The 17193-nt window shown below is 58.3% G+C and carries 20 protein-coding genes; 8 read left to right on the top strand and 12 right to left on the bottom strand.

Annotated features, from left to right (window positions below; translation table 11 throughout):
* From ACR0E2_RS18605 to parC, 3 genes are all read right to left on the bottom strand, one after another.
* The coding region (locus tag ACR0E2_RS18605; RefSeq protein ID WP_215675807.1) for a GTP-binding protein at nucleotides 1-91 on the bottom strand (91 nt) is incomplete at its 3' end.
* A gap of 115 nt (nucleotides 92-206) precedes the next feature.
* A complete protein-coding gene (locus tag ACR0E2_RS18600) occupies nucleotides 207-797 on the bottom strand; it encodes a hypothetical protein (RefSeq protein WP_480447484.1) in 591 nt (196 codons plus the stop codon).
* 96 nt (nucleotides 798-893) lie between these two features.
* On the bottom strand, nucleotides 894-3242 hold the full coding sequence (parC, locus tag ACR0E2_RS18595; protein WP_480447483.1) for a DNA topoisomerase IV subunit A: 2349 nt from the start codon (nucleotides 3240-3242) through the stop codon (nucleotides 894-896).
* Between the two features lie 203 nt (nucleotides 3243-3445).
* Here parC and ACR0E2_RS18590 point away from each other — a divergent pair, with 203 nt between their 5' ends.
* The 6 genes from ACR0E2_RS18590 to ACR0E2_RS18565 all read left to right on the top strand — a co-directional run bounded on the left by ACR0E2_RS18590 (nucleotide 3446) and on the right by ACR0E2_RS18565 (nucleotide 7706).
* Nucleotides 3446-4075: an SH3 domain-containing protein gene (locus ACR0E2_RS18590; RefSeq protein WP_480447482.1), complete on the top strand. Its 630-nt coding sequence runs from the start codon at nucleotides 3446-3448 to the stop codon at nucleotides 4073-4075.
* A 69-nt stretch (nucleotides 4076-4144) separates the two neighbouring features.
* On the top strand, nucleotides 4145-4972 hold the full coding sequence (locus ACR0E2_RS18585) for an SDR family NAD(P)-dependent oxidoreductase (protein WP_480447481.1): 828 nt from the start codon (nucleotides 4145-4147) through the stop codon (nucleotides 4970-4972).
* 78 nt (nucleotides 4973-5050) lie between these two features.
* A complete protein-coding gene (locus ACR0E2_RS18580) occupies nucleotides 5051-5254 on the top strand; it encodes a twin transmembrane helix small protein (RefSeq protein WP_152457110.1) in 204 nt (67 codons plus the stop codon).
* Nucleotides 5255-5827: a cob(I)yrinic acid a,c-diamide adenosyltransferase gene (locus ACR0E2_RS18575; protein WP_480447480.1), complete on the top strand. Its 573-nt coding sequence runs from the start codon at nucleotides 5255-5257 to the stop codon at nucleotides 5825-5827.
* A gap of 191 nt (nucleotides 5828-6018) precedes the next feature.
* Nucleotides 6019-6777 carry an electron transfer flavoprotein subunit beta/FixA family protein gene (locus ACR0E2_RS18570; protein ID WP_171637528.1) on the top strand — a complete coding sequence of 253 codons (759 nt, stop codon included), beginning with the start codon at nucleotides 6019-6021 and terminating at the stop codon, nucleotides 6775-6777.
* Nucleotides 6777-7706, top strand: coding sequence for an electron transfer flavoprotein subunit alpha/FixB family protein (locus ACR0E2_RS18565; RefSeq protein WP_480447479.1), 930 nt, complete (start codon nucleotides 6777-6779; stop codon nucleotides 7704-7706). Before ACR0E2_RS18570 ends, ACR0E2_RS18565 begins: the two co-directional genes overlap by 1 nt.
* Nucleotides 7707-7756: 50 nt before the next feature.
* Here the strand turns inward: ACR0E2_RS18565 and ACR0E2_RS18560 are convergent, their stop codons facing one another.
* Nucleotides 7757-8560: a DUF6473 family protein gene (locus ACR0E2_RS18560; RefSeq protein ID WP_480447478.1), complete on the bottom strand. Its 804-nt coding sequence runs from the start codon at nucleotides 8558-8560 to the stop codon at nucleotides 7757-7759.
* A 162-nt stretch (nucleotides 8561-8722) separates the two neighbouring features.
* Between ACR0E2_RS18560 and ACR0E2_RS18555 the strand changes: the two genes are divergently transcribed.
* Complete coding sequence (locus tag ACR0E2_RS18555) at nucleotides 8723-9598, top strand: 3-hydroxybutyryl-CoA dehydrogenase (RefSeq protein WP_152457106.1); 876 nt, start codon at nucleotides 8723-8725, stop codon at nucleotides 9596-9598.
* Between the two features lie 74 nt (nucleotides 9599-9672).
* Here the strand turns inward: ACR0E2_RS18555 and ACR0E2_RS18550 are convergent, their stop codons facing one another.
* The 8 genes from ACR0E2_RS18550 to ACR0E2_RS18515 are packed head-to-tail and all read right to left on the bottom strand — an operon-like array spanning nucleotide 9673 to nucleotide 15440.
* Entirely contained in the window at nucleotides 9673-10572 is a 900-nt protein-coding gene (locus tag ACR0E2_RS18550) for a lysophospholipid acyltransferase family protein (protein WP_480447477.1), read from the bottom strand.
* A 39-nt stretch (nucleotides 10573-10611) separates the two neighbouring features.
* Entirely contained in the window at nucleotides 10612-10881 is a 270-nt protein-coding gene (locus ACR0E2_RS18545) for an HPr family phosphocarrier protein (protein ID WP_152457104.1), read from the bottom strand.
* A gap of 16 nt (nucleotides 10882-10897) precedes the next feature.
* The gene (locus ACR0E2_RS18540) at nucleotides 10898-11290 is read right to left on the bottom strand and encodes a PTS sugar transporter subunit IIA (protein WP_480447476.1); all 393 of its coding nucleotides are present in this window, start codon (nucleotides 11288-11290) and stop codon (nucleotides 10898-10900) included.
* On the bottom strand, nucleotides 11287-12168 hold the full coding sequence (gene rapZ / locus ACR0E2_RS18535; protein WP_171120239.1) for an RNase adapter RapZ: 882 nt from the start codon (nucleotides 12166-12168) through the stop codon (nucleotides 11287-11289). The genes ACR0E2_RS18540 and rapZ overlap by 4 nt, the downstream gene beginning before the upstream one ends.
* A complete protein-coding gene (locus tag ACR0E2_RS18530) occupies nucleotides 12165-12635 on the bottom strand; it encodes an HPr kinase/phosphorylase (RefSeq protein WP_171364565.1) in 471 nt (156 codons plus the stop codon). The genes rapZ and ACR0E2_RS18530 overlap by 4 nt, the downstream gene beginning before the upstream one ends.
* 4 nt (nucleotides 12636-12639) lie before the next feature.
* The gene (locus ACR0E2_RS18525) at nucleotides 12640-14358 is read right to left on the bottom strand and encodes a sensor histidine kinase (protein WP_152457100.1); all 1719 of its coding nucleotides are present in this window, start codon (nucleotides 14356-14358) and stop codon (nucleotides 12640-12642) included.
* Between the two features lie 32 nt (nucleotides 14359-14390).
* Nucleotides 14391-15095, bottom strand: a complete 705-nt coding sequence (locus ACR0E2_RS18520) for a response regulator transcription factor (RefSeq protein ID WP_480447475.1) — start codon at nucleotides 15093-15095, stop codon at nucleotides 14391-14393.
* 21 nt (nucleotides 15096-15116) lie between these two features.
* On the bottom strand, nucleotides 15117-15440 hold the full coding sequence (locus tag ACR0E2_RS18515; RefSeq protein ID WP_171169149.1) for a hypothetical protein: 324 nt from the start codon (nucleotides 15438-15440) through the stop codon (nucleotides 15117-15119).
* Between ACR0E2_RS18515 and ACR0E2_RS18510 the strand changes: the two genes are divergently transcribed.
* The gene (locus ACR0E2_RS18510; RefSeq protein ID WP_171205751.1) at nucleotides 15439-17037 is read left to right on the top strand and encodes a phosphoenolpyruvate carboxykinase; all 1599 of its coding nucleotides are present in this window, start codon (nucleotides 15439-15441) and stop codon (nucleotides 17035-17037) included. The two genes, ACR0E2_RS18515 and ACR0E2_RS18510, sit on opposite strands and share 2 nt — an antisense overlap.
* Nucleotides 17038-17193: the final 156 nt, after the last annotated feature.

The following is a 17193-nucleotide window of genomic DNA, read 5'->3' as shown; positions in this document are numbered from 1 at the left end:
CTGCGGTCAGCGTGGTCTTGCCGTGGTCAACGTGGCCAATCGTGCCGATGTTGACGTGCGGTTTTGTACGCTCAAACTTTTCCTTTGCCATTCCTCAGGCGCCCTTTTGCGATTTGGGGGACCCTTGGTCCCGTGGTTACATCTGCGCGCGCGGGATATTTGGTTCAAAGGGGAAAATCAAGCACATCCTGAGGGAAATGCGCCGATCACGTTGGATTTTGCGTGACCTCGACGGATTCCAGAGGCTGGATCAGGTCCGGCCGCCGGTCGAACCAGCCATTTTCCTTGTGCTCTTCAGCCAGCCATTCCTCGACCCGGTCGGCAATTTTGAGGGCCAGACCGCTCATCTGTTCTTCTTTTGTGCGCTCATGCCCCGATCCTTTGAGGGCACTTCCGCCGGTGGTGTCTTCCAGCACCTGGAATTGCTTACCCTTGGCCAGAAACTCTTTTTTCTTCACGTCATAGACGTTGACCAACACAATCGCAGTGCTTTTGGGGTTGTAGATCACAGGGATCCCCGGCGGGGCCAGCATGTAACCCTCAAGGCTGATGCCAAGGTCATATTCCTGTTTGCCTACGTAACGCCCCAGACGAATATCAACCGCGTTCTGGATCGCCTTCGTCCATTCGTCAGGTGTGGCGTCCCGCGATACAGGTCCCTGAACGGCCTTGTCCGCAAAGGCATAATTCACACGAAGCTTGAATTCTCCTAGGGATTCAGGCGGCTCATACACCTGTGTCTGTGTGCAAGCGGCCATCAGGGCCAGTCCGGTGATCAGCGTCAGAATGCGCAACATGTCTCGTCTCGATAGGCCTGTTTTTTGTTGATCTAGCGCACCGATACGGGTTGTGCAAAGCCGTATCGGCGGAAATTCACCCGCGAAGCAGCGCGATCACGAAAACTTATAGTCGCGCGGGAAGCCATAGGGCGGTTTTTTCCCGACACTGGCTCGTTTTGCCAGCCATTGCGTCATATCCGCCTCATGTCGGGTCTTGTCGCCGCCCATGGACCATTTCAGGCCTTCTTCCCAGTTGAAGGTCGTTACATCCGACAATCCGCCATCCAGCTCGAGCGTTCCCTGCCGGCCGCGTGCCATATTGTACTTTTGCAAACGCACGCCTTTTCCGCGCGTCATCTCGGGCAGTTCCTGGGTTGGGAAAACCAGGAACTTGCCGTTTTGCGACACCACGGCGACGTGGTCGCCCGCGACCGGCTTGCAGATCATCGCGGTCTCGTCACCCTTGACGTTCAGCACCTGTTTGCCGTTGCGCGTCTGCGCCAGCACGTCATCTTCCGGCACCATAAAGCCGTTGCCCGCGTCCGAGGCCACCAGCAGCTTGCGCCCCGGCTTGTGAATCAGGATGTCGATGATCTGTGCCTCGTTCGGCAGGTCGACCATCAGGCGCAGCGGCTCGCCCATTCCGCGCCCACCCGGCAGATTGGCCGCGCTGACGGTGTAGAATCGGCCGTTCGAGGCGAACACCAGCAGCCGGTCGGTCGTTTCTGCATGGAAGATGAAACGCGGGCCGTCGCCGTCCTTGAACTTCAACTCGCGCTTCAGGTCGATATGACCGGTCATGGCGCGAATCCAGCCCATCTGAGAGCAGACCACCGTGATCGGTTCCTTGTCGATCATCGCCTCCAGCGGAACCTCTTCAACCTGTCCCGCTTCGGCGAACTGCGTACGGCGCGCGCCGCCTTCGTAGTCTTTGCCGAAGGTCTTCTTGGTCGCTTTCAGCTGCTCGGCAATCTTGGCCCATTGCAGGGCGGGATCGGCCAGCAGATCTTCGAGATTGGCGCGTTCTTCCATCAGCGCGTCGCGTTCGCGAACCAGCTCCATCTCTTCCAGACGACGCAAGGAGCGCAGGCGCATATTGAGGATGGCGTCGACCTGAACTTCCGACAGCTCGCCCTCGCCCGGCTTGGGTGTGACGTAGTCAGATTCATCGGTGGCGCGAACGTGGTCGATGCCCCAGTCCTCGCGCATCAGCGCGGCCTTGGGGTCGTCGTCATAACGGATGATGTCGATTACACGGTCGAGGTTCAGGAAGGCGACGATAAAGCCTTCGAGCACTTCCAACCGGTGGTCGATCTTGGCCATGCGGTGACGCGAGCGGCGCAGCAGCACCTCTTGCCGGTGGTCAAGGAAGGCGCGCAGCACTTCCTTCATCGAACAGACCTTGGGTGTCACCCCATCGATCAATACGTTCATGTTCAGGCTGAACCGCACCTCGAGGTCCGAGTTGCGATAAAGCATGCCCATCAGCACCTCGGGGTCCACGTTTTTCGAACGCGGTTCAAGGATCAGACGGATATCGTCGGCGGATTCGTCGCGCACATCTGCGAGGATCGGGATTTTCTTGGTTTGGATCAGTTCCGCGATCTTTTCGATCAGCTTGGATTTCTGAACCTGATAGGGAATCTCGGTGACCACGATCTGCCACTGGCCGCGGCCCAGATCCTCGACCTCGAACCTGCAACGCAGTCGGAACGAGCCCCGCCCGGTGCGATAAGCCTGGGCGATGTTCTCGGGCGGTTCGACGATCACGCCACCGGTCGGAAAATCCGGGCCGGGGACATAGTTCAGCAACGTGTCGTCCCGCGCGTCAGGCGTTTTGATCAGGTGCAGGCAGGCGTCGCAAAGCTCCGAGATGTTGTGCGGTGGGATGTTGGTCGCCATGCCGACGGCGATACCGCTGGCGCCGTTGGCCAAAAGATTCGGAAACTGCGCAGGCAGCACCACCGGTTCAGTCAGCGTGCCATCATAGTTGTCGCGGAAATCCACGGCGTCTTCGTTCAGACCTTCCAGCAGCGCCTCGGCCACGATGGTCATCCGCGCCTCGGTATATCGCGAGGCCGCCGGGTTGTCGCCGTCGATATTCCCGAAATTCCCCTGCCCGTCGACCAGCGGGTAACGCACGTTGAAGTCCTGCGCCAGGCGCGCCATTGCGTCGTAAATCGCGGCGTCGCCATGCGGGTGGTAATTGCCCATCACGTCGCCGGAAATCTTGGCGGACTTGCGAAAACCTCCGGTTGCACTGAGTCGCAGCTCTCTCATCGCATAGAGGATTCGCCGGTGCACCGGCTTCAATCCGTCCCGCGCGTCCGGCAGGGCGCGGTGCATGATGGTGGACAGCGCATAGGTCAGGTAACGCTCGCCTATCGCGCGGCGCAGCGGTTCTGCAACCTCACCCCCGTGGTCGGGGGCCTCCATGTTGGGGTCGTCGATCGTATCGTTCATATATGATGTGATACGACGCAAGAACGCCTTGGTAAAGCAAGCAACGCGTATTTTACTGGGGACAAGTCGGGCTTTTTGCAACAGGGGGAGGCAAGTCGGTGTTTTCCCCGAATTTTCGACTCTGCCCTTCTATTATGCTACCATTCCAACAATTGAATGATTGCTGCCTATTTTGTTGTTACGATTGAATTGGGGGATGCGCCATGACGCGCCTTGTACTTGTTACTTTCGCCGCACTCGGCTGGACTTTTTACGTGATGAGCGGAGGTCCTGACTTTGAGCCGCGCGGAGTCCGCACAGCGGAGCCGGAGCGTGTTGCCATTGCCCCGAAACCTTCAAGGCCGGCTATCGAATCCGCGCCCGCCGAAACTTTGGTCGCGCGTGCTGCGGTAAAGCCTCCGGCGCCGGTCGCACCGGTCACTGAACCCTTGGCCGAGCTGGACGAAGCAGAAACCAAGGCGCTGTTGTCGCAAGTCGCAGCTGGCCTGAAGGCAAACCCCTCACTGTTCGCTGACGAAAACGTCACTCTGACCCTTGCGTCGCTGGAACAGGGTCTGGCCTCCCTCGAACAGGTCACCACCGACGCCGAGCTGCCAACGGTTGAACTGCCCGCCCCTGTCGAGGCCGCCAAGGATATCCGTGAAATTTCGGGAACCCGCGTGAACCTGCGGGATGGGCCGGGGACGATCTATCCGATCATCGGCAAAGCCAGGATCGGCCAGCAGGTTGAGGTATTCGGGGATTCAGGTACCGGCTGGTTGCGCCTGCGCGTGTTGCCGGGGCAACAGGTTGGGTGGATTTCGGCATCACTCGTCCGGAAAACAACGAACTGACATCGAAGTGTCATTGCCCTGCCGCAAACCCCGCCATAGCTATGGGCGGGGATCAGGCTCGGAAGGTGTATGCAGAAATCGATTCTTATCACGGGATGCTCGTCAGGCATCGGTCTGGACGCGGCACACGGTATGCGTGCAAGAGGCTGGCGCGTTTTTGCATCCTGCCGCCAGCAACGCGACTGTGATCGCCTACGCGCACAAGGCTTTGAAAGCCCCAGAATCGACTACACTGATGCAGACAGCATTACATCGGGTTTGTCCCACGTTCTCGAGGCTACAGGCGGCTCGCTGGATGCCCTTTTCAACAATGGCGCACATGGCTTGCCCGGCGCGGTTGAGGATGTTCCGACGGATGGCCTGCGCCATATATTTGAGACCAATGTCTTTGGCTGGCACGAGCTGACCCGACAGGTCATTCCCGTCATGCGGGAACAGGGTCATGGCCGGATTGTGCAGTGTTCCTCGGTTCTGGGGCTTGTCGCCTTCCCGTGGCGCGGCGCGTATGTCGCCACAAAATACGCGATCGAAGGGCTGACCGACACGCTGCGGCTGGAACTTCGGGATACCGACATTCACGTCGTCTTGATCGAGCCCGGCCCCATCACCTCAAAACTCCGGGAAAAGGCGATCCCATTGTTCGAGAAATACATCGACTGGGAAAACTCGGCCATTCGGGAGAAGTATGAAGGCTCTCTGCTTAAGCGCCTTTATGAAAGCAGTGGGCCAGACCGATTTGAACTGCCCGCCTCTGCCGTCACGGACAAGCTGGCCCATGCGGTCGAGGCCCGACGCCCCAAACCACGTTACTACGTGACCACTCCGACATATATCGCCGGGATACTGCGCCGCATTCTGCCCACAAACGCCTCTGATCGAATCCTTTCGGATATCTGAGACGATATTTCCCGTTCGCTTTTCGACGCCCTGACGCTAGATGGGTGGTAATCGAAAAAAACCGGACGGTGACTTCAAATGGACCTTGTGATGGTCATTCTGCTTCTGGCTATGGCGGCAGTTGTCGTAGTGCTGGCCTTAGGCATCGCGAATTTCGGCAAAGGCGGCATGGAAGCGGCCAAGAAAAGCAACAAGATGATGCGCCTGCGCATTCTCTTTCAGTTCATCGCCGTGTTGCTGATCGTGCTTTTCGTGTATCTGCGCGGACAGGGAGTTCAATAAATGGTCGTACTCAACAAAATCTACACACGCACTGGCGATGACGGGAAAACCGCTCTGGGCAACGGAGAGCGCGTGGCAAAGTATTCGGGCCGCGTTGCAGCCTATGGCACCGTGGACGAACTGAACGCTTTTGTCGGCGTGGCACGGACCGAAGCCGAAGGTGATGTCGAAACCGCTCTGTCGCGCATTCAAAATGACCTGTTCGATCTGGGTGCCGACTTCTGTCGCCCCGACATGGAAAAAGACGCCGAGGCCGATTATACCCCCCTACGCATCGTGCCTGCCCAGATCGACAGGCTGGAAGCCGAGATCGACGCAATGAACGAGACGCTGGAACCTCTGCGCAGCTTCATCCTGCCCGGTGGCTCGCGTCTGGCAGCACATCTGCACGTTTGCCGGACCGTTTCGCGTCGGGCGGAACGACTTGCGGTCGAGCTGACGAATATGGAGCCCGTCAACGACGTGGCGGTCAAATATCTCAACCGTCTCAGCGACTGGTTCTTTGTTGCAGCACGCTGCGCAAACGCAAACGGCAAAGACGACGTGTTGTGGGTTCCGGGCGCGAACCGCTGAACGCGAAACGCAGACTCGCGGGTAATATTCTTGCGCCTCTTGGCAAAAAAATTGCAAAACGCGACGTCCCGACGCCATGACGTGACGATTTTGCTCTGTTGTGCCACTGCGGCAGGCGCTATCTAGTCGGTCGAGAGCATTGGTGGAGTCGCCTGCGCGGCTTACCGTTTTTTTGAGGAGAAAGCGCTACAATGAAGGTACTGGTGCCTGTCAAACGCGTGATTGACTACAATGTGAAGGTCCGCGTGAAAGCGGACGGTAGCGGTGTTGATCTCGCCAATGTCAAAATGTCGATGAACCCGTTCGACGAGATTGCGGTGGAAGAAGCGATCCGCCTGAAAGAAGCCGGCAAGGCCGACGAAGTCGTTGCTGTTTCAATCGGAGTGAAGCAGGCGCAGGAAACCTTGCGCACCGCGCTGGCCATGGGTGCCGACCGCGCAATCCTGGTTGTGGCGACTGACGATGTACACACCGATATCGAGCCTCTGGCGGTTGCCAAGATCCTGGCCAAAGTGGTCGAGGAAGAGCAGCCCGGCATTGTTCTGGCAGGCAAGCAGGCGATCGACAACGACATGAACGCCACTGGCCAGATGCTGTCGGCGCTGCTGGGTTGGTCCCAGGGCACCTTTGCGTCCGAGCTGGACATCGAAGGCGACACCGCCAAGGTCACCCGCGAGGTCGATGGCGGGTTGCAGACCATCAGCGTCAAGATGCCCGCCATCATCACCGTTGACCTGCGCCTGAACGAGCCGCGCTATGCGTCGCTGCCCAACATCATGAAGGCGAAGAAGAAGCCGCTGGATGAAAAAACCGCCGCCGATTACGGCGTCGACGTCACGCCGCGTCTGGAAATCGTCAAAACCGAAGAGCCGCCGGCACGCGCGGCAGGCATCATCGTGGGCTCGGTTGACGAGCTGGTCGAGAAACTCAAAGAAGCGGGGGCTGTGTAATGGCTGTACTTCTGCTTGCCGAAGTGAACAACGGCGAACTGGCGATGGATGCGACCGCAAAGGCCGTGACCGCCGCGAAAGTGCTGGGTGACGTAACCGTTCTGGCCGCAGGCGGGTCTGCCGCTGCTGCCGGTGAGGCCGCGGCCAAGATCGACGGTGTCTCCAAGGTTCTGGTCGCCGAGGATCCGTCGCTGGGCCACCGCCTGGCGGAATCGACCGCAGCCCTGATCGTGGGCCTGGCCGATGGCTACGAGCACATCGTGGCACCGGCCACCACCGACGCCAAGAACGTGATGCCCCGCGTTGCAGCCCTGCTGGACGTAATGGTGATCTCGGATGCCTCCGGCGTGGTTGACGGCTCGACCTTCGAGCGCCCGATCTACGCGGGCAACGCGATCCAGACCGTCAAGTCGAACGACGCCAAGAAGGTTGTCACCCTGCGGACCGCCAGCTTTGACGCGGCCGGCGAAGGCGGCTCGGCCCCAGTTGAAACCGTTTCGGTTCCGGGCTCCGAAGGTCTGTCGTCGTGGGTCGAGGACAAGGTTGCCGAAAGCGACCGTCCGGAACTGACCTCGGCGGGCGTTGTTGTTTCGGGCGGCCGTGGTGTCGGCTCGGAAGAGGACTTCAAACTGATCGAAACGCTGGCCGACAAGCTGGGTGCGGCGGTTGGTGCGTCGCGTGCGGCCGTTGACTCGGGCTATGCGCCGAACGACTGGCAGGTGGGTCAGACCGGCAAGGTTGTTGCCCCGGATCTGTATGTCGCCGTCGGTATTTCGGGCGCAATTCAGCACCTGGCCGGCATGAAGGACTCGAAGGTCATCGTGGCGATCAACAAGGACGAAGAGGCGCCGATCTTCCAGGTCGCCGATTTCGGCCTGGTCGCAGACCTTTTCCAGGCGGTACCGGAACTGACCGAAAAGCTCGGCTGAACCGGATATCCGGATTGATCTGCAAAGGCTCGCCAACAGGCGGGCCTTTTTCAGTTCAGGTTCCGCAAGGCGATCATCAGGTGTTCAGCAATTTCTCGGTGCGCGGACGGGCCGATCATATGTTCCGCAATCGGCTGCTGAAGCGTTCCGAACATAACATCTTCGAGAGCATCCGATCGCGCGGATACAGCGACCGAAACCTCGACGACATCAGCGCATAGCGGGCGTAGCTGTTCGATCATGTCGGCATCGGGCACGATATGGTCGACATGCGATCCGGTTTGCCGCTGCACATGCAGCCAAAGCAGGACAACGCCGGGTTCGATCCGTTCTATCAAGTCCCCGGTGGCGCGTATCCAGACCTCTCGCAGTTCCTGCGCTACGACTTCGATTCGAGCGTCTTCTGTTGCGCTCAGCCGCTCCAACAAATGGCGCACAAAATGGATTTCCGTGAAGTCAACATCCGGGTACAGCCCCAGCAAGTCCGCGGTGGGTTCAAGGAACCGATCGTTGCGACGCCGGTGTACGCGGTAAAACCGGTTCGATTGGCGCAGAAGATCGGGCACTTGCAACACGCATAGGTCTGACTGATTGGCCAGAGTCAGCACCCCGGGATCAGTGGACAACGCTTCGATTCCGCAAAACAGGCTGCCGAAGTTGGCGCATGGCTTTCCCAATCGCTTCTCAAGCACGGCAGGAAACGGGTTATCGACGAATCTGCCGAAAGTTTCCTCTCCTCCCAGACAGGCCACATAGGGCTGATCCAACGTGCCGGGTGGACCCCGGAACCAAAGTTTCGAATTGGCATATTGGCAGGCGGACTCCCTACCGCTGTTTGTCTGATGAAAGCTCATATCAAGCCCCCGTTTTCTCACCCGGTGCCATCTTGTGGTCATAGATATTGAGATTTTCCTAATGCGCGCATTTGAAGCGAAATTGACCGCCTTGATCCTCTTGCCGCCTGCCCCGGTCTGCCGATACTGTCGCGGTATCCTACAGGGCAAAGGCAGCTGAACATGGAAGTTAAATCGGTCGGGGTGATTGGTGCGGGGCAAATGGGCAACGGCATTGCCCATGTTATGGCGTTGGCGGGATACGACGTCTTGCTGAACGATGTCAGCCAGGATGCTCTGGAAAACGCCATTGCCACGATCGAAGGTAACCTGGCGCGGCAGGCGTCGCGTGGCAAAATCACCGACGAGGCGATGAAGGCTGCGCTGAAACGGATTACGACCACGCTTGATCTGCCGAAACTGGGTCAAACCGATCTGGTTATTGAGGCAGCAACCGAGCGGGAAACGATCAAGCAGGCGATTTTCGAGGACCTCCAACCGCACCTGCTGCCGCATACGATTCTGACGTCAAATACATCCTCGATTTCCATCACCCGCCTGGCAAGCCGCACGGATCGGCCCGAACGATTCATGGGTTTTCATTTCATGAACCCTGTCCCTGTTATGCAGCTGGTGGAATTGATCCGCGGCATCGCCACGGATGAAGAAACTTTCAACGCCTGCAAAGCGGTGGTGGATCGGTTGGGGAAAACGGCAGCCAGCGCCGAAGACTTCCCGGCCTTTATCGTGAACCGGATCCTGATGCCCATGATCAACGAGGCTGTCTACACACTCTATGAAGGTGTGGGGAATGTTCAATCCATCGACCAGTCCATGAAACTTGGGGCGAATCATCCCATGGGCCCGCTGGAATTGGCGGACTTCATCGGGTTGGATACCTGTCTGGCGATCATGAACGTGCTGCATGACGGGTTGGCCGATACCAAATATCGTCCCTGTCCTCTCCTGACGAAATATGTCGAGGCCGGGTGGCTGGGGCGCAAGACCGAGCGCGGTTTTTATGATTACCGAGGCGAAGTTCCGGTACCGACACGCTGAAGGGGGCCAGCCCCCTCGCCCGGACTTTGTCCGGGCTCACCCCCGGGATATTTTTGGCCAGATGAAGACGCGGATCAGGTCTGTTCCGACTTGCCCAGGGACATGGTATGATTTCTAAGCCAGGCCATGAAACCGCGCGGGTCGCGCTCCAGCAGCTCCATATCGTGGTCCGAAATCGGTTCGCCGATCACCGGCGACTGGGGTTTGTTGCAGGATCGGACGATCTCATGCAGCAACAGTCCCTGCCGAAGAATGGCAGAGACACGGTTGGCGATCTGATACCAGCGTGAATTGCAGCCCGGAAAGAAAATCGGCACCACACGCGCGCCAGAACGGCGGATCATCTTGGCAGTGAACACGTTCCATTCCCGCTCGATCGCAGGTCCGAACCAATCATCCGAGGACATCACAACACCGGATGGGAACAGCGCCACAACGCCACCGTTTTTGAGATGTTCCATGGCTTTGCCGCGCATTTCCAGCATCTTGGCCTGCGCCTCGGGGTCATGTGGAAACGGAACCGGGATCATGAATGACGTGGCCGCTTCGTCCAGACCCGTCAGAACCGAACGGGTCAGGATGCGATAATCGCTGCGTACCCGGCCGATCAGTTCTGCCAGAATCATGCCATCAACCATTCCGTGCGGGTGGTTGGCGACGACGACAACCGGGCCGGTCTTGGGAATGCGATCAATCTGTTCCTGCGGTGTGGTCAGGTCGATTCCCATAGTCTTGAGGGCACCGCCCCAGAACCGCTGGCCGCGATAGTATTCGTTCTTTTTTTCGAACTTGTTGACCATGCGCAAAATGGTCAGCTTGCCTGTGCACCATTCGATGGCCCGAATGGCGGTCGCTGTCCAGGCATCGTCGAATGAATTCGCATAGGTCAGCGTTCTACGGTCGTAGATCTCACCCTGATCTGTGGTCCCATCCACCACCGGGCTTGTCTTGGTCTCGTGCGTCGTTTCCGCCAATTCCTGGTCTTCCCGTTCTTCCTGTCCCGGCGGGGTGGCTTAGAACCCCTCTCCGAACTTGTCGTTCACAAGCGTTTCCAGAGCTTCTGCCAATGCCTCAGCATCCGGCCCGGACGTCTCGACGTCAATAGTTGTTCCGCGCGATGCTGCCAACATCAAAAGGCCCATGATGCTGTCGCCTGATGCAGAAAGTCCGTCTTTTGACACCTCAGCATGTGCATCGAACCCCTCGACAACCTCAACCAGCTTTGCCGAGGCGCGTGCATGCAGGCCCTTTTCATTGATAATTTTCAGGCTTCGGCTCGTCATATTCAATAATCCGTTTTTAATCCAATGTCACATTCTGCGCATTGATGTACTTCCGTCCAGCCTCCATTGCCTGACGGACGGCATCACCAATGGGCAAGTGGCGACTTTTAGCCAATTTGATCAGCATCGGCAGGTTTGCCCCATACAGAATACGCCGGTCCTGAGGCGCGCAGGCACGCAGGCTGAGATTCGAGGGGCTTCCGCCAAAGAGGTCGGTGACAACAACGACACCATCGCCGGTGTCCACTTCGTCAGCGGCACGGCAGATTTCGGCCTGTTTTTCTTCCCGGTCATGGTCAGCCTCGATCGCGACCGCCACGAGGCTGGCCTGTGGTCCGACCACGTGTTGTGTGGCGGCCAGGTATTCCTGAGCCAACCCACCATGTGCAACGATCACAATTCCGATCAATCCGACCTCACATTCAACGACCGACGTTCCATCTCGCGATGCCTAATTGCCACCTGCTGCCCATCTTCCGCAAGGGCCTTTGCAACGGCCTCTGCCAGGGCAACTGATCTGTGCTGGCCCCCTGTGCACCCAAACGCCACGGAAAGATGCGCTTTGCCCTCGGCCCGAAAGGCCGGCAGCAACAGGGTCAGCAAGTCCAGCACACGTTCAAAAAACGGTAAGTAGTTAGCGTCTGATTGCACATAGTGCGCAACGTCAGGGTTTCGACCATCCGCTGCGCGAAATTCCGGGCGCCAGTACGGATTCGCCAGAAACCTGCAATCGAACACCATGTCCAATCCACGCGGAAGGCCACGTTTGTAAGAAAAGGATTCGATGGAAACCGCCAGATGCCGCCCGCCTTGCGGGGCGAACCAGTGCTCGACCTCTTCCCGCAGCTGATGCACGTTCAGAAGGCTGGTGTCGATCAGCGTATCCGCAATCTCTCGTATCGGCGCCAGCAACTCTTTTTCGCGCTGAACGCCGGTTTCCGGGCTGGCATTCTTGGCGACGGGGTGCCGCCTTCGGGTTTCTGAAAACCTGCGCACCAGAACATCATCACTGCAATCCAGATACAGAACCGTCAGATCGACCTGCGCCAAGCGGCCCAGCTTTTCAGCCAATTCTATGAAACCGATCGTCGAAAAATCACGGTTACGGGCATCTATACCCAATGCCATCGGACGGTCGCTGTCAGCACTGTCGAGCAAGCGCGACAAAAGACCCATCGGCAGATTGTCGATGGCTTCAAAACCCAGATCTTCCAGCACATGAATGGCCGTGGATCTTCCTGCCCCGGAGGGCCCCGTGACAAGTACGATCCGCCTTTGCGATGTCATGAATTCGGCCATTCCGGGTTTACGCGCCCATTTCCTAGAAGCTGCATCATCGCTACAGCCAAGTTGGGCACGCCCGCGCCCCGAAGCAAGGGAACAGTTTGCCTCAGCACGGAAACCGTCAAAGGGTCGGGCAGACGCTCGGGCTCTGGCTGATCCAGATCCACAACGTAATCCAGCGGAACCGGACCACTGGGTTCGGCTTTGATCAGGCCAATTTGGCGCGCCTCGATCAAACCGCGGATCTGCGATACGGCCGAAGCGATCACCCGATTCTGCCGCATCTCCAAATTGACTCGGTCATCGGCGACCAGTTTCGCGCCGAACGCCATCATTTGCAACGCCAGCCCGGACTTCCCTGTGCCGGAAGCACCGATGATCAAAAGCCCGCGTCCGGCAACCGAAACGCAGGAGGCATGAACACAGGCGCTGCCCTGATCTTTCGCGAGTGACAACGAATCAATATGCATGGATTTAGACGGGCAACCCCACGACAAAGCGGGCACCCAGCGGATCCGATGTAATATCGGCCTCTGTCGGGCGGATGTTCTCAGCCCAGATCACCCCGCCATGGGCTTCGACAATCTGCTTGGAAATCGCCAAGCCGAGGCCAGAATTATTGCCGAAATGTTCCGCCGGACGCTGCGAGTAGAAACGCTTGAACACTTTGGTAAGCGCCTGTTCGGGAATCCCCGGGCCGGTGTCTTCGACAACCACCAGCACGCGGTTGTCCCGCTGCCGGACCCAGACGCGAATTGCGTCATTTTCCTCGCAGAACGAAATGGCGTTGGTGATCAGATTGACAAAGACCTGCGCAAGACGCGCTTCCAGCCCGTTGATCACAATTGGCTCAGAGGGAAGATCCGTAATGTAATCGATGCCCTTGGAGCGTGCATCTTCACCCAGATACTGGCCGAGATTGCCCAGCAGCTTGAGCAGGTCAAAGGGCTGCTCTTCTTCCTTGACCAGTTCCGCATCCAGACGCGACGCATTTGATATGTCGCTGACCAACCGGTCCAGACGCCGTACGTCATGCTCGATCACGTCCAGCAGCTTGTCGCGCTGATCCTCGCGCTTGACCATCCGCAACGTTCCCACGGCGGATTGCAGGCTGGCCAGCGGGTTTTTGATTTCATGGGCGACATCGGCGGCAAACTGTTCGTTTGCGTCGATCCGGTTGTAGAGCGCGGTCACCATACCCCGCAAAGCGCGGCTGAGGCGTCCGATTTCATCAGGACGGGCGCTGAGGTCGGGAATGCGAATGCGCCCGGGATTGACACCCGTGCCCCGGTCCTTGCCCATCTCTGCCGCGGATGCCAGATCGGCCAGCGGGTTGGCAATGGTCGAGGCCAGGACAAGGCTGAGGCCCACGGAAACCAGCAGGGCCACGACAAACATCTGAAGAATGCGCTCCTGCTCGCGGCGGGCAAGCGCGTCGATTTCACCAGCCGGGCCGGTAATCGCCACCGCGCCGGCGGGTACATCCTGATAAAGAATTGGTGCCGCAGCCACGATGACCGTCTCACCCGCGCCATCCTGTACCGCCTGCACCTGACTTTGACCGGCAATCGCTTGTGGAATAATGGTCTGAACACGCTGCGCCAACGTCGGTGCCTCGGTTTCAGTCGACCAGTTGAGCAGGTTTGACAAACCCGTCCAAACGGCATTCAGCGTGTCGCTGATCACCGTACTGCCGGTCTGCATCTCGGCCTCGGATTGCAGAAGAACCGGCATGTCAGAGGCTTGCGGGGCACCACGTGTCCAGCCGATCAGCGTGCCACTGGCGTCATAAACAAAAACCTCGCCCCCTTCGGGCAAGGTGAGGCCAGACAGGGTATCCTTGACGTCCAGGTTCCCGGCATTCTGCCCGGATTGCTGTGCGCCCTGACGCAACTGGGTTTCAAAAACGTTGCTGACAAGTTGCGCATCGCCCAGCAGATTGCGGGCGGTCTGCTGAACCTTCTCTTTTCGCGAGTCGTCCAGATACAACAACCCGGTGACCAGGATCACCAGAGCGATCAGGTTGAACGTGATGATTTTGCGCGCCAGGGGCGAACCACGCAGCGAAAACAGGTTTCTCCGCGATCGCTTTTCCCTCAGCTCCGCTGACTCGGGGTCCTGGGGAATGACCCAGTCATCCCCAAGAACGACGTCACCGTCGCGCAATTCGCTGGCTTGTTCGGTGTCGCGCACGAGACCCCATTACCTCTTGCAGGCGGCCGCGCCTATTCTTCGTTGTACCGGTAACCGATACCATACAAGGTCTCAATCGCCGAGAACTCGGGATCAGCCGCACGCATCTTTTTCCGCAGACGCTTTATGTGGCTGTCGATCGTCCGATCATCCACATAGACCTGATCATCATAGGCGACATCCATCAATTGGTCGCGGCTTTTGACGAATCCCGGACGTTGGGCCAGGGCCTGAAGCAGCAGGAACTCGGTCACGGTCAGGGACACATCATTGCCCTTCCAGCTGACCGCATGGCGCAGCGGATCCATTCTCAGGTCGCCGCGTTCCATGACTTTGGTGTCACTGCTGTTGGATGCGACCGCATCGCCGCTTGTGGCCTCTTGGCGGCGCAGCAAGGCCCGAATGCGTTCGACCAGCAGACGCTGCGAAAAAGGCTTCTTTACATAGTCATCCGCGCCCATGCGCAGGCCCAGCACCTCGTCGATCTCATCGTCTTTCGAGGTCAGGAAGATCACCGGCATCTGCGTCTTCTGACGCAGCCGTTGCAACAGATCCATGCCGTCCATCCGCGGCATCTTAATATCCAGAACAGCCATGTCCGGCAGTTTCTTGTTGAACGCATCCAACGCGGCCTGGCCATCATTATATGTTTCAACCTCGAAACCTTCGGCTTCGAGGGTCATGGATACAGACGTAAGAATGTTTCTATCGTCATCCACAAGTGCAATCTTTGACATCGGGCTCACCCCTATTCCTGCTCACTCGCGCAATAATTCGCTTATTTGTAAGGCATTGTTGGCGGTTTTAAGACGCCGAATCAATCCGTAACTGCGAATCATGCCTTTGTTGCGGCAGGTCTGCGGCAAATTTGCCTTGATGCCCGCAAAAATCTGCCCGCTTTTCCGACATTGAATTTCTGATGGCGCTAAACCCGAACTTGGTTGCGCTAACTGCGTCAAACCCGCCTGTTCATGCCATGAACGACCGTGATAAGACGCGCTCAGCCGCCGGTTTTCCCGGCTCACTGCCCCAAAGGCGCAACGGCCAACGACCTTCGCGCCGCCACAGGAGAAGACACACATGACATCTGGACGGGTTAACCCGCAATTCCGCCTCGAAGATCAGGGCATCGAGGGTCTGGGCAATGTCTATTACAACTTCATGGAACCGGCGCTGATCGAAGAGGCGCTGAAGCGCGGCGAAGGCACACTTGGCAATGGTGGAGCGTTCCTGGTTACCACCGGCAAGTTCACCGGCCGGTCACCCAAGGACAAACACGTCGTCAAGACCGACAGCGTTGCCGACACCATTTGGTGGGAAAACAATGCCGAAATGAGCCCCGAGGGCTTTGACGCACTGTACGAAGACATGCTGGCCCACATGAAGGGCCGCGACTATTTCGTACAGGACCTCGTCGGTGGCGCGGACCCGGCTTATGCGATCAATGTACGAATGATTACCGAACTGGCATGGCACAACCTGTTCATCCGCCACCTGCTGCGTCGCCCGGACCGCGAAGACCTGGATGAGTTCACGGCCGATTTCACCGTCATCAACTGCCCCAGCTTTCAGGCCGACCCGGCAAAGCACGGTTGCCGCAGCGAGACCGTGATTGCAATGAACTTCGACCGCAAACTGATCCTGATCGGCGGCACTGAATATGCCGGTGAAAACAAGAAGTCCGTTTTCACCCTGCTGAACTACATGCTTCCCGAAAAGGGCGTGATGCCGATGCATTGTTCGGCCAACCATGCTGTTGGCAACCCGGTCGATACGGCCGTGTTCTTTGGCCTGTCCGGCACCGGAAAGACCACCTTGTCCGCCGATCCTTCGCGCATTCTGATCGGGGATGACGAGCACGGCTGGTCCGATCGCGGTACCTTCAACTTCGAAGGCGGTTGCTATGCCAAGACCATCAACCTGAATGCCGAGGCAGAGCCGGAAATCTACGCCACCACTTCGAAGTTCGGAACCGTGATCGAAAACATGGTCTTCGACCCCGAAACCAAGGAACTGGATTTCGACGATGACTCGCTGACCGCCAACATGCGCTGCGCCTATCCGCTCGAGTATATCTCGAACGCATCCAAAAGCGCACTGGGTGGTCACCCGAAGAACATCATCATGCTGACCTGCGACGCCTTCGGCGTGCTGCCTCCGATCGCGCGGCTGACGCCGGCCCAGGCCATGTATCACTTCCTGTCAGGGTTCACGTCAAAAGTGGCCGGGACCGAACGTGGCATCACCGAGCCGCAGCCAACATTCTCGACCTGTTTCGGCGCGCCGTTCATGCCGCGTCGTCCTGAGGAATACGGCAACCTGCTGCGCGACAAGATCGCCCAGCACGGCGCGACCTGCTGGCTTGTGAATACCGGCTGGACCGGCGGCGCCTATGGCGTGGGCAGCCGGATGCCGATCCGCGCGACACGCGCCTTGCTGACCGCCGCTCTGGAAGGGTCTCTGCGCGACGCCGAATTCCGCAAGGATGCCAATTTCGGCTTTGACGTTCCGGTCTCTGTCCCGGGGGTTGCCGAAGTTCTGCTGGACCCGCGCCGTACCTGGGACGATCAGGCAGCCTTCGACAAACAGGCCGAAAAACTGGTGCAGATGTTTGCCGAGAACTTTGAACAATATCTGCCCTTCATTGACGACGACATCAAAGCTGTTGCAATTGGGTAAATTGGAGAAAGGGGCCACAGCGCCCCTATTTTATTTCGCCCACTGTACTTCTTGCTAAGGTTGTTTGTCGCAAAAAGCACATACAATTGCGTTGTTTCAAAATGCAATTTGCGCTAGCCCTGATAGTCGCTAAGACGAAAAAACCCGGCACTTTCG

This window comes from Ruegeria sp. A4, from assembly GCF_056543025.1.
This window is presented reverse-complemented; position numbering and strand designations above follow the sequence as displayed.

Excerpts from the sequence above, each read along its gene's own strand:
- ACR0E2_RS18510 (WP_171205751.1), top strand. The coding sequence starts at position 15,439 with ATGACATCTGGACGGGTTAACCCGCAATTCCGCCTCGAAGATCAGGGC.
- ACR0E2_RS18575 (WP_480447480.1), top strand. The coding sequence starts at position 5,255 with ATGGTCGTACTCAACAAAATCTACACACGCACTGGCGATGACGGGAAA.
- rapZ (WP_171120239.1), bottom strand. The coding sequence starts at position 12,168 with ATGACATCGCAAAGGCGGATCGTACTTGTCACGGGGCCCTCCGGGGCA.
- ACR0E2_RS18565 (WP_480447479.1), top strand. The coding sequence starts at position 6,777 with ATGGCTGTACTTCTGCTTGCCGAAGTGAACAACGGCGAACTGGCGATG.
- ACR0E2_RS18580 (WP_152457110.1), top strand. The coding sequence starts at position 5,051 with ATGGACCTTGTGATGGTCATTCTGCTTCTGGCTATGGCGGCAGTTGTC.
- ACR0E2_RS18555 (WP_152457106.1), top strand. The coding sequence starts at position 8,723 with ATGGAAGTTAAATCGGTCGGGGTGATTGGTGCGGGGCAAATGGGCAAC.
- ACR0E2_RS18600 (WP_480447484.1), bottom strand. The coding sequence starts at position 797 with ATGTTGCGCATTCTGACGCTGATCACCGGACTGGCCCTGATGGCCGCT.
- ACR0E2_RS18520 (WP_480447475.1), bottom strand. The coding sequence starts at position 15,095 with ATGTCAAAGATTGCACTTGTGGATGACGATAGAAACATTCTTACGTCT.
- ACR0E2_RS18515 (WP_171169149.1), bottom strand. The coding sequence starts at position 15,440 with ATGTGTGTCTTCTCCTGTGGCGGCGCGAAGGTCGTTGGCCGTTGCGCC.
- ACR0E2_RS18530 (WP_171364565.1), bottom strand. The coding sequence starts at position 12,635 with ATGCATATTGATTCGTTGTCACTCGCGAAAGATCAGGGCAGCGCCTGT.
- ACR0E2_RS18560 (WP_480447478.1), bottom strand. The coding sequence starts at position 8,560 with ATGAGCTTTCATCAGACAAACAGCGGTAGGGAGTCCGCCTGCCAATAT.
- ACR0E2_RS18570 (WP_171637528.1), top strand. The coding sequence starts at position 6,019 with ATGAAGGTACTGGTGCCTGTCAAACGCGTGATTGACTACAATGTGAAG.
- ACR0E2_RS18545 (WP_152457104.1), bottom strand. The coding sequence starts at position 10,881 with ATGACGAGCCGAAGCCTGAAAATTATCAATGAAAAGGGCCTGCATGCA.
- ACR0E2_RS18585 (WP_480447481.1), top strand. The coding sequence starts at position 4,145 with ATGCAGAAATCGATTCTTATCACGGGATGCTCGTCAGGCATCGGTCTG.
- ACR0E2_RS18590 (WP_480447482.1), top strand. The coding sequence starts at position 3,446 with ATGACGCGCCTTGTACTTGTTACTTTCGCCGCACTCGGCTGGACTTTT.
- parC (WP_480447483.1), bottom strand. The coding sequence starts at position 3,242 with ATGAACGATACGATCGACGACCCCAACATGGAGGCCCCCGACCACGGG.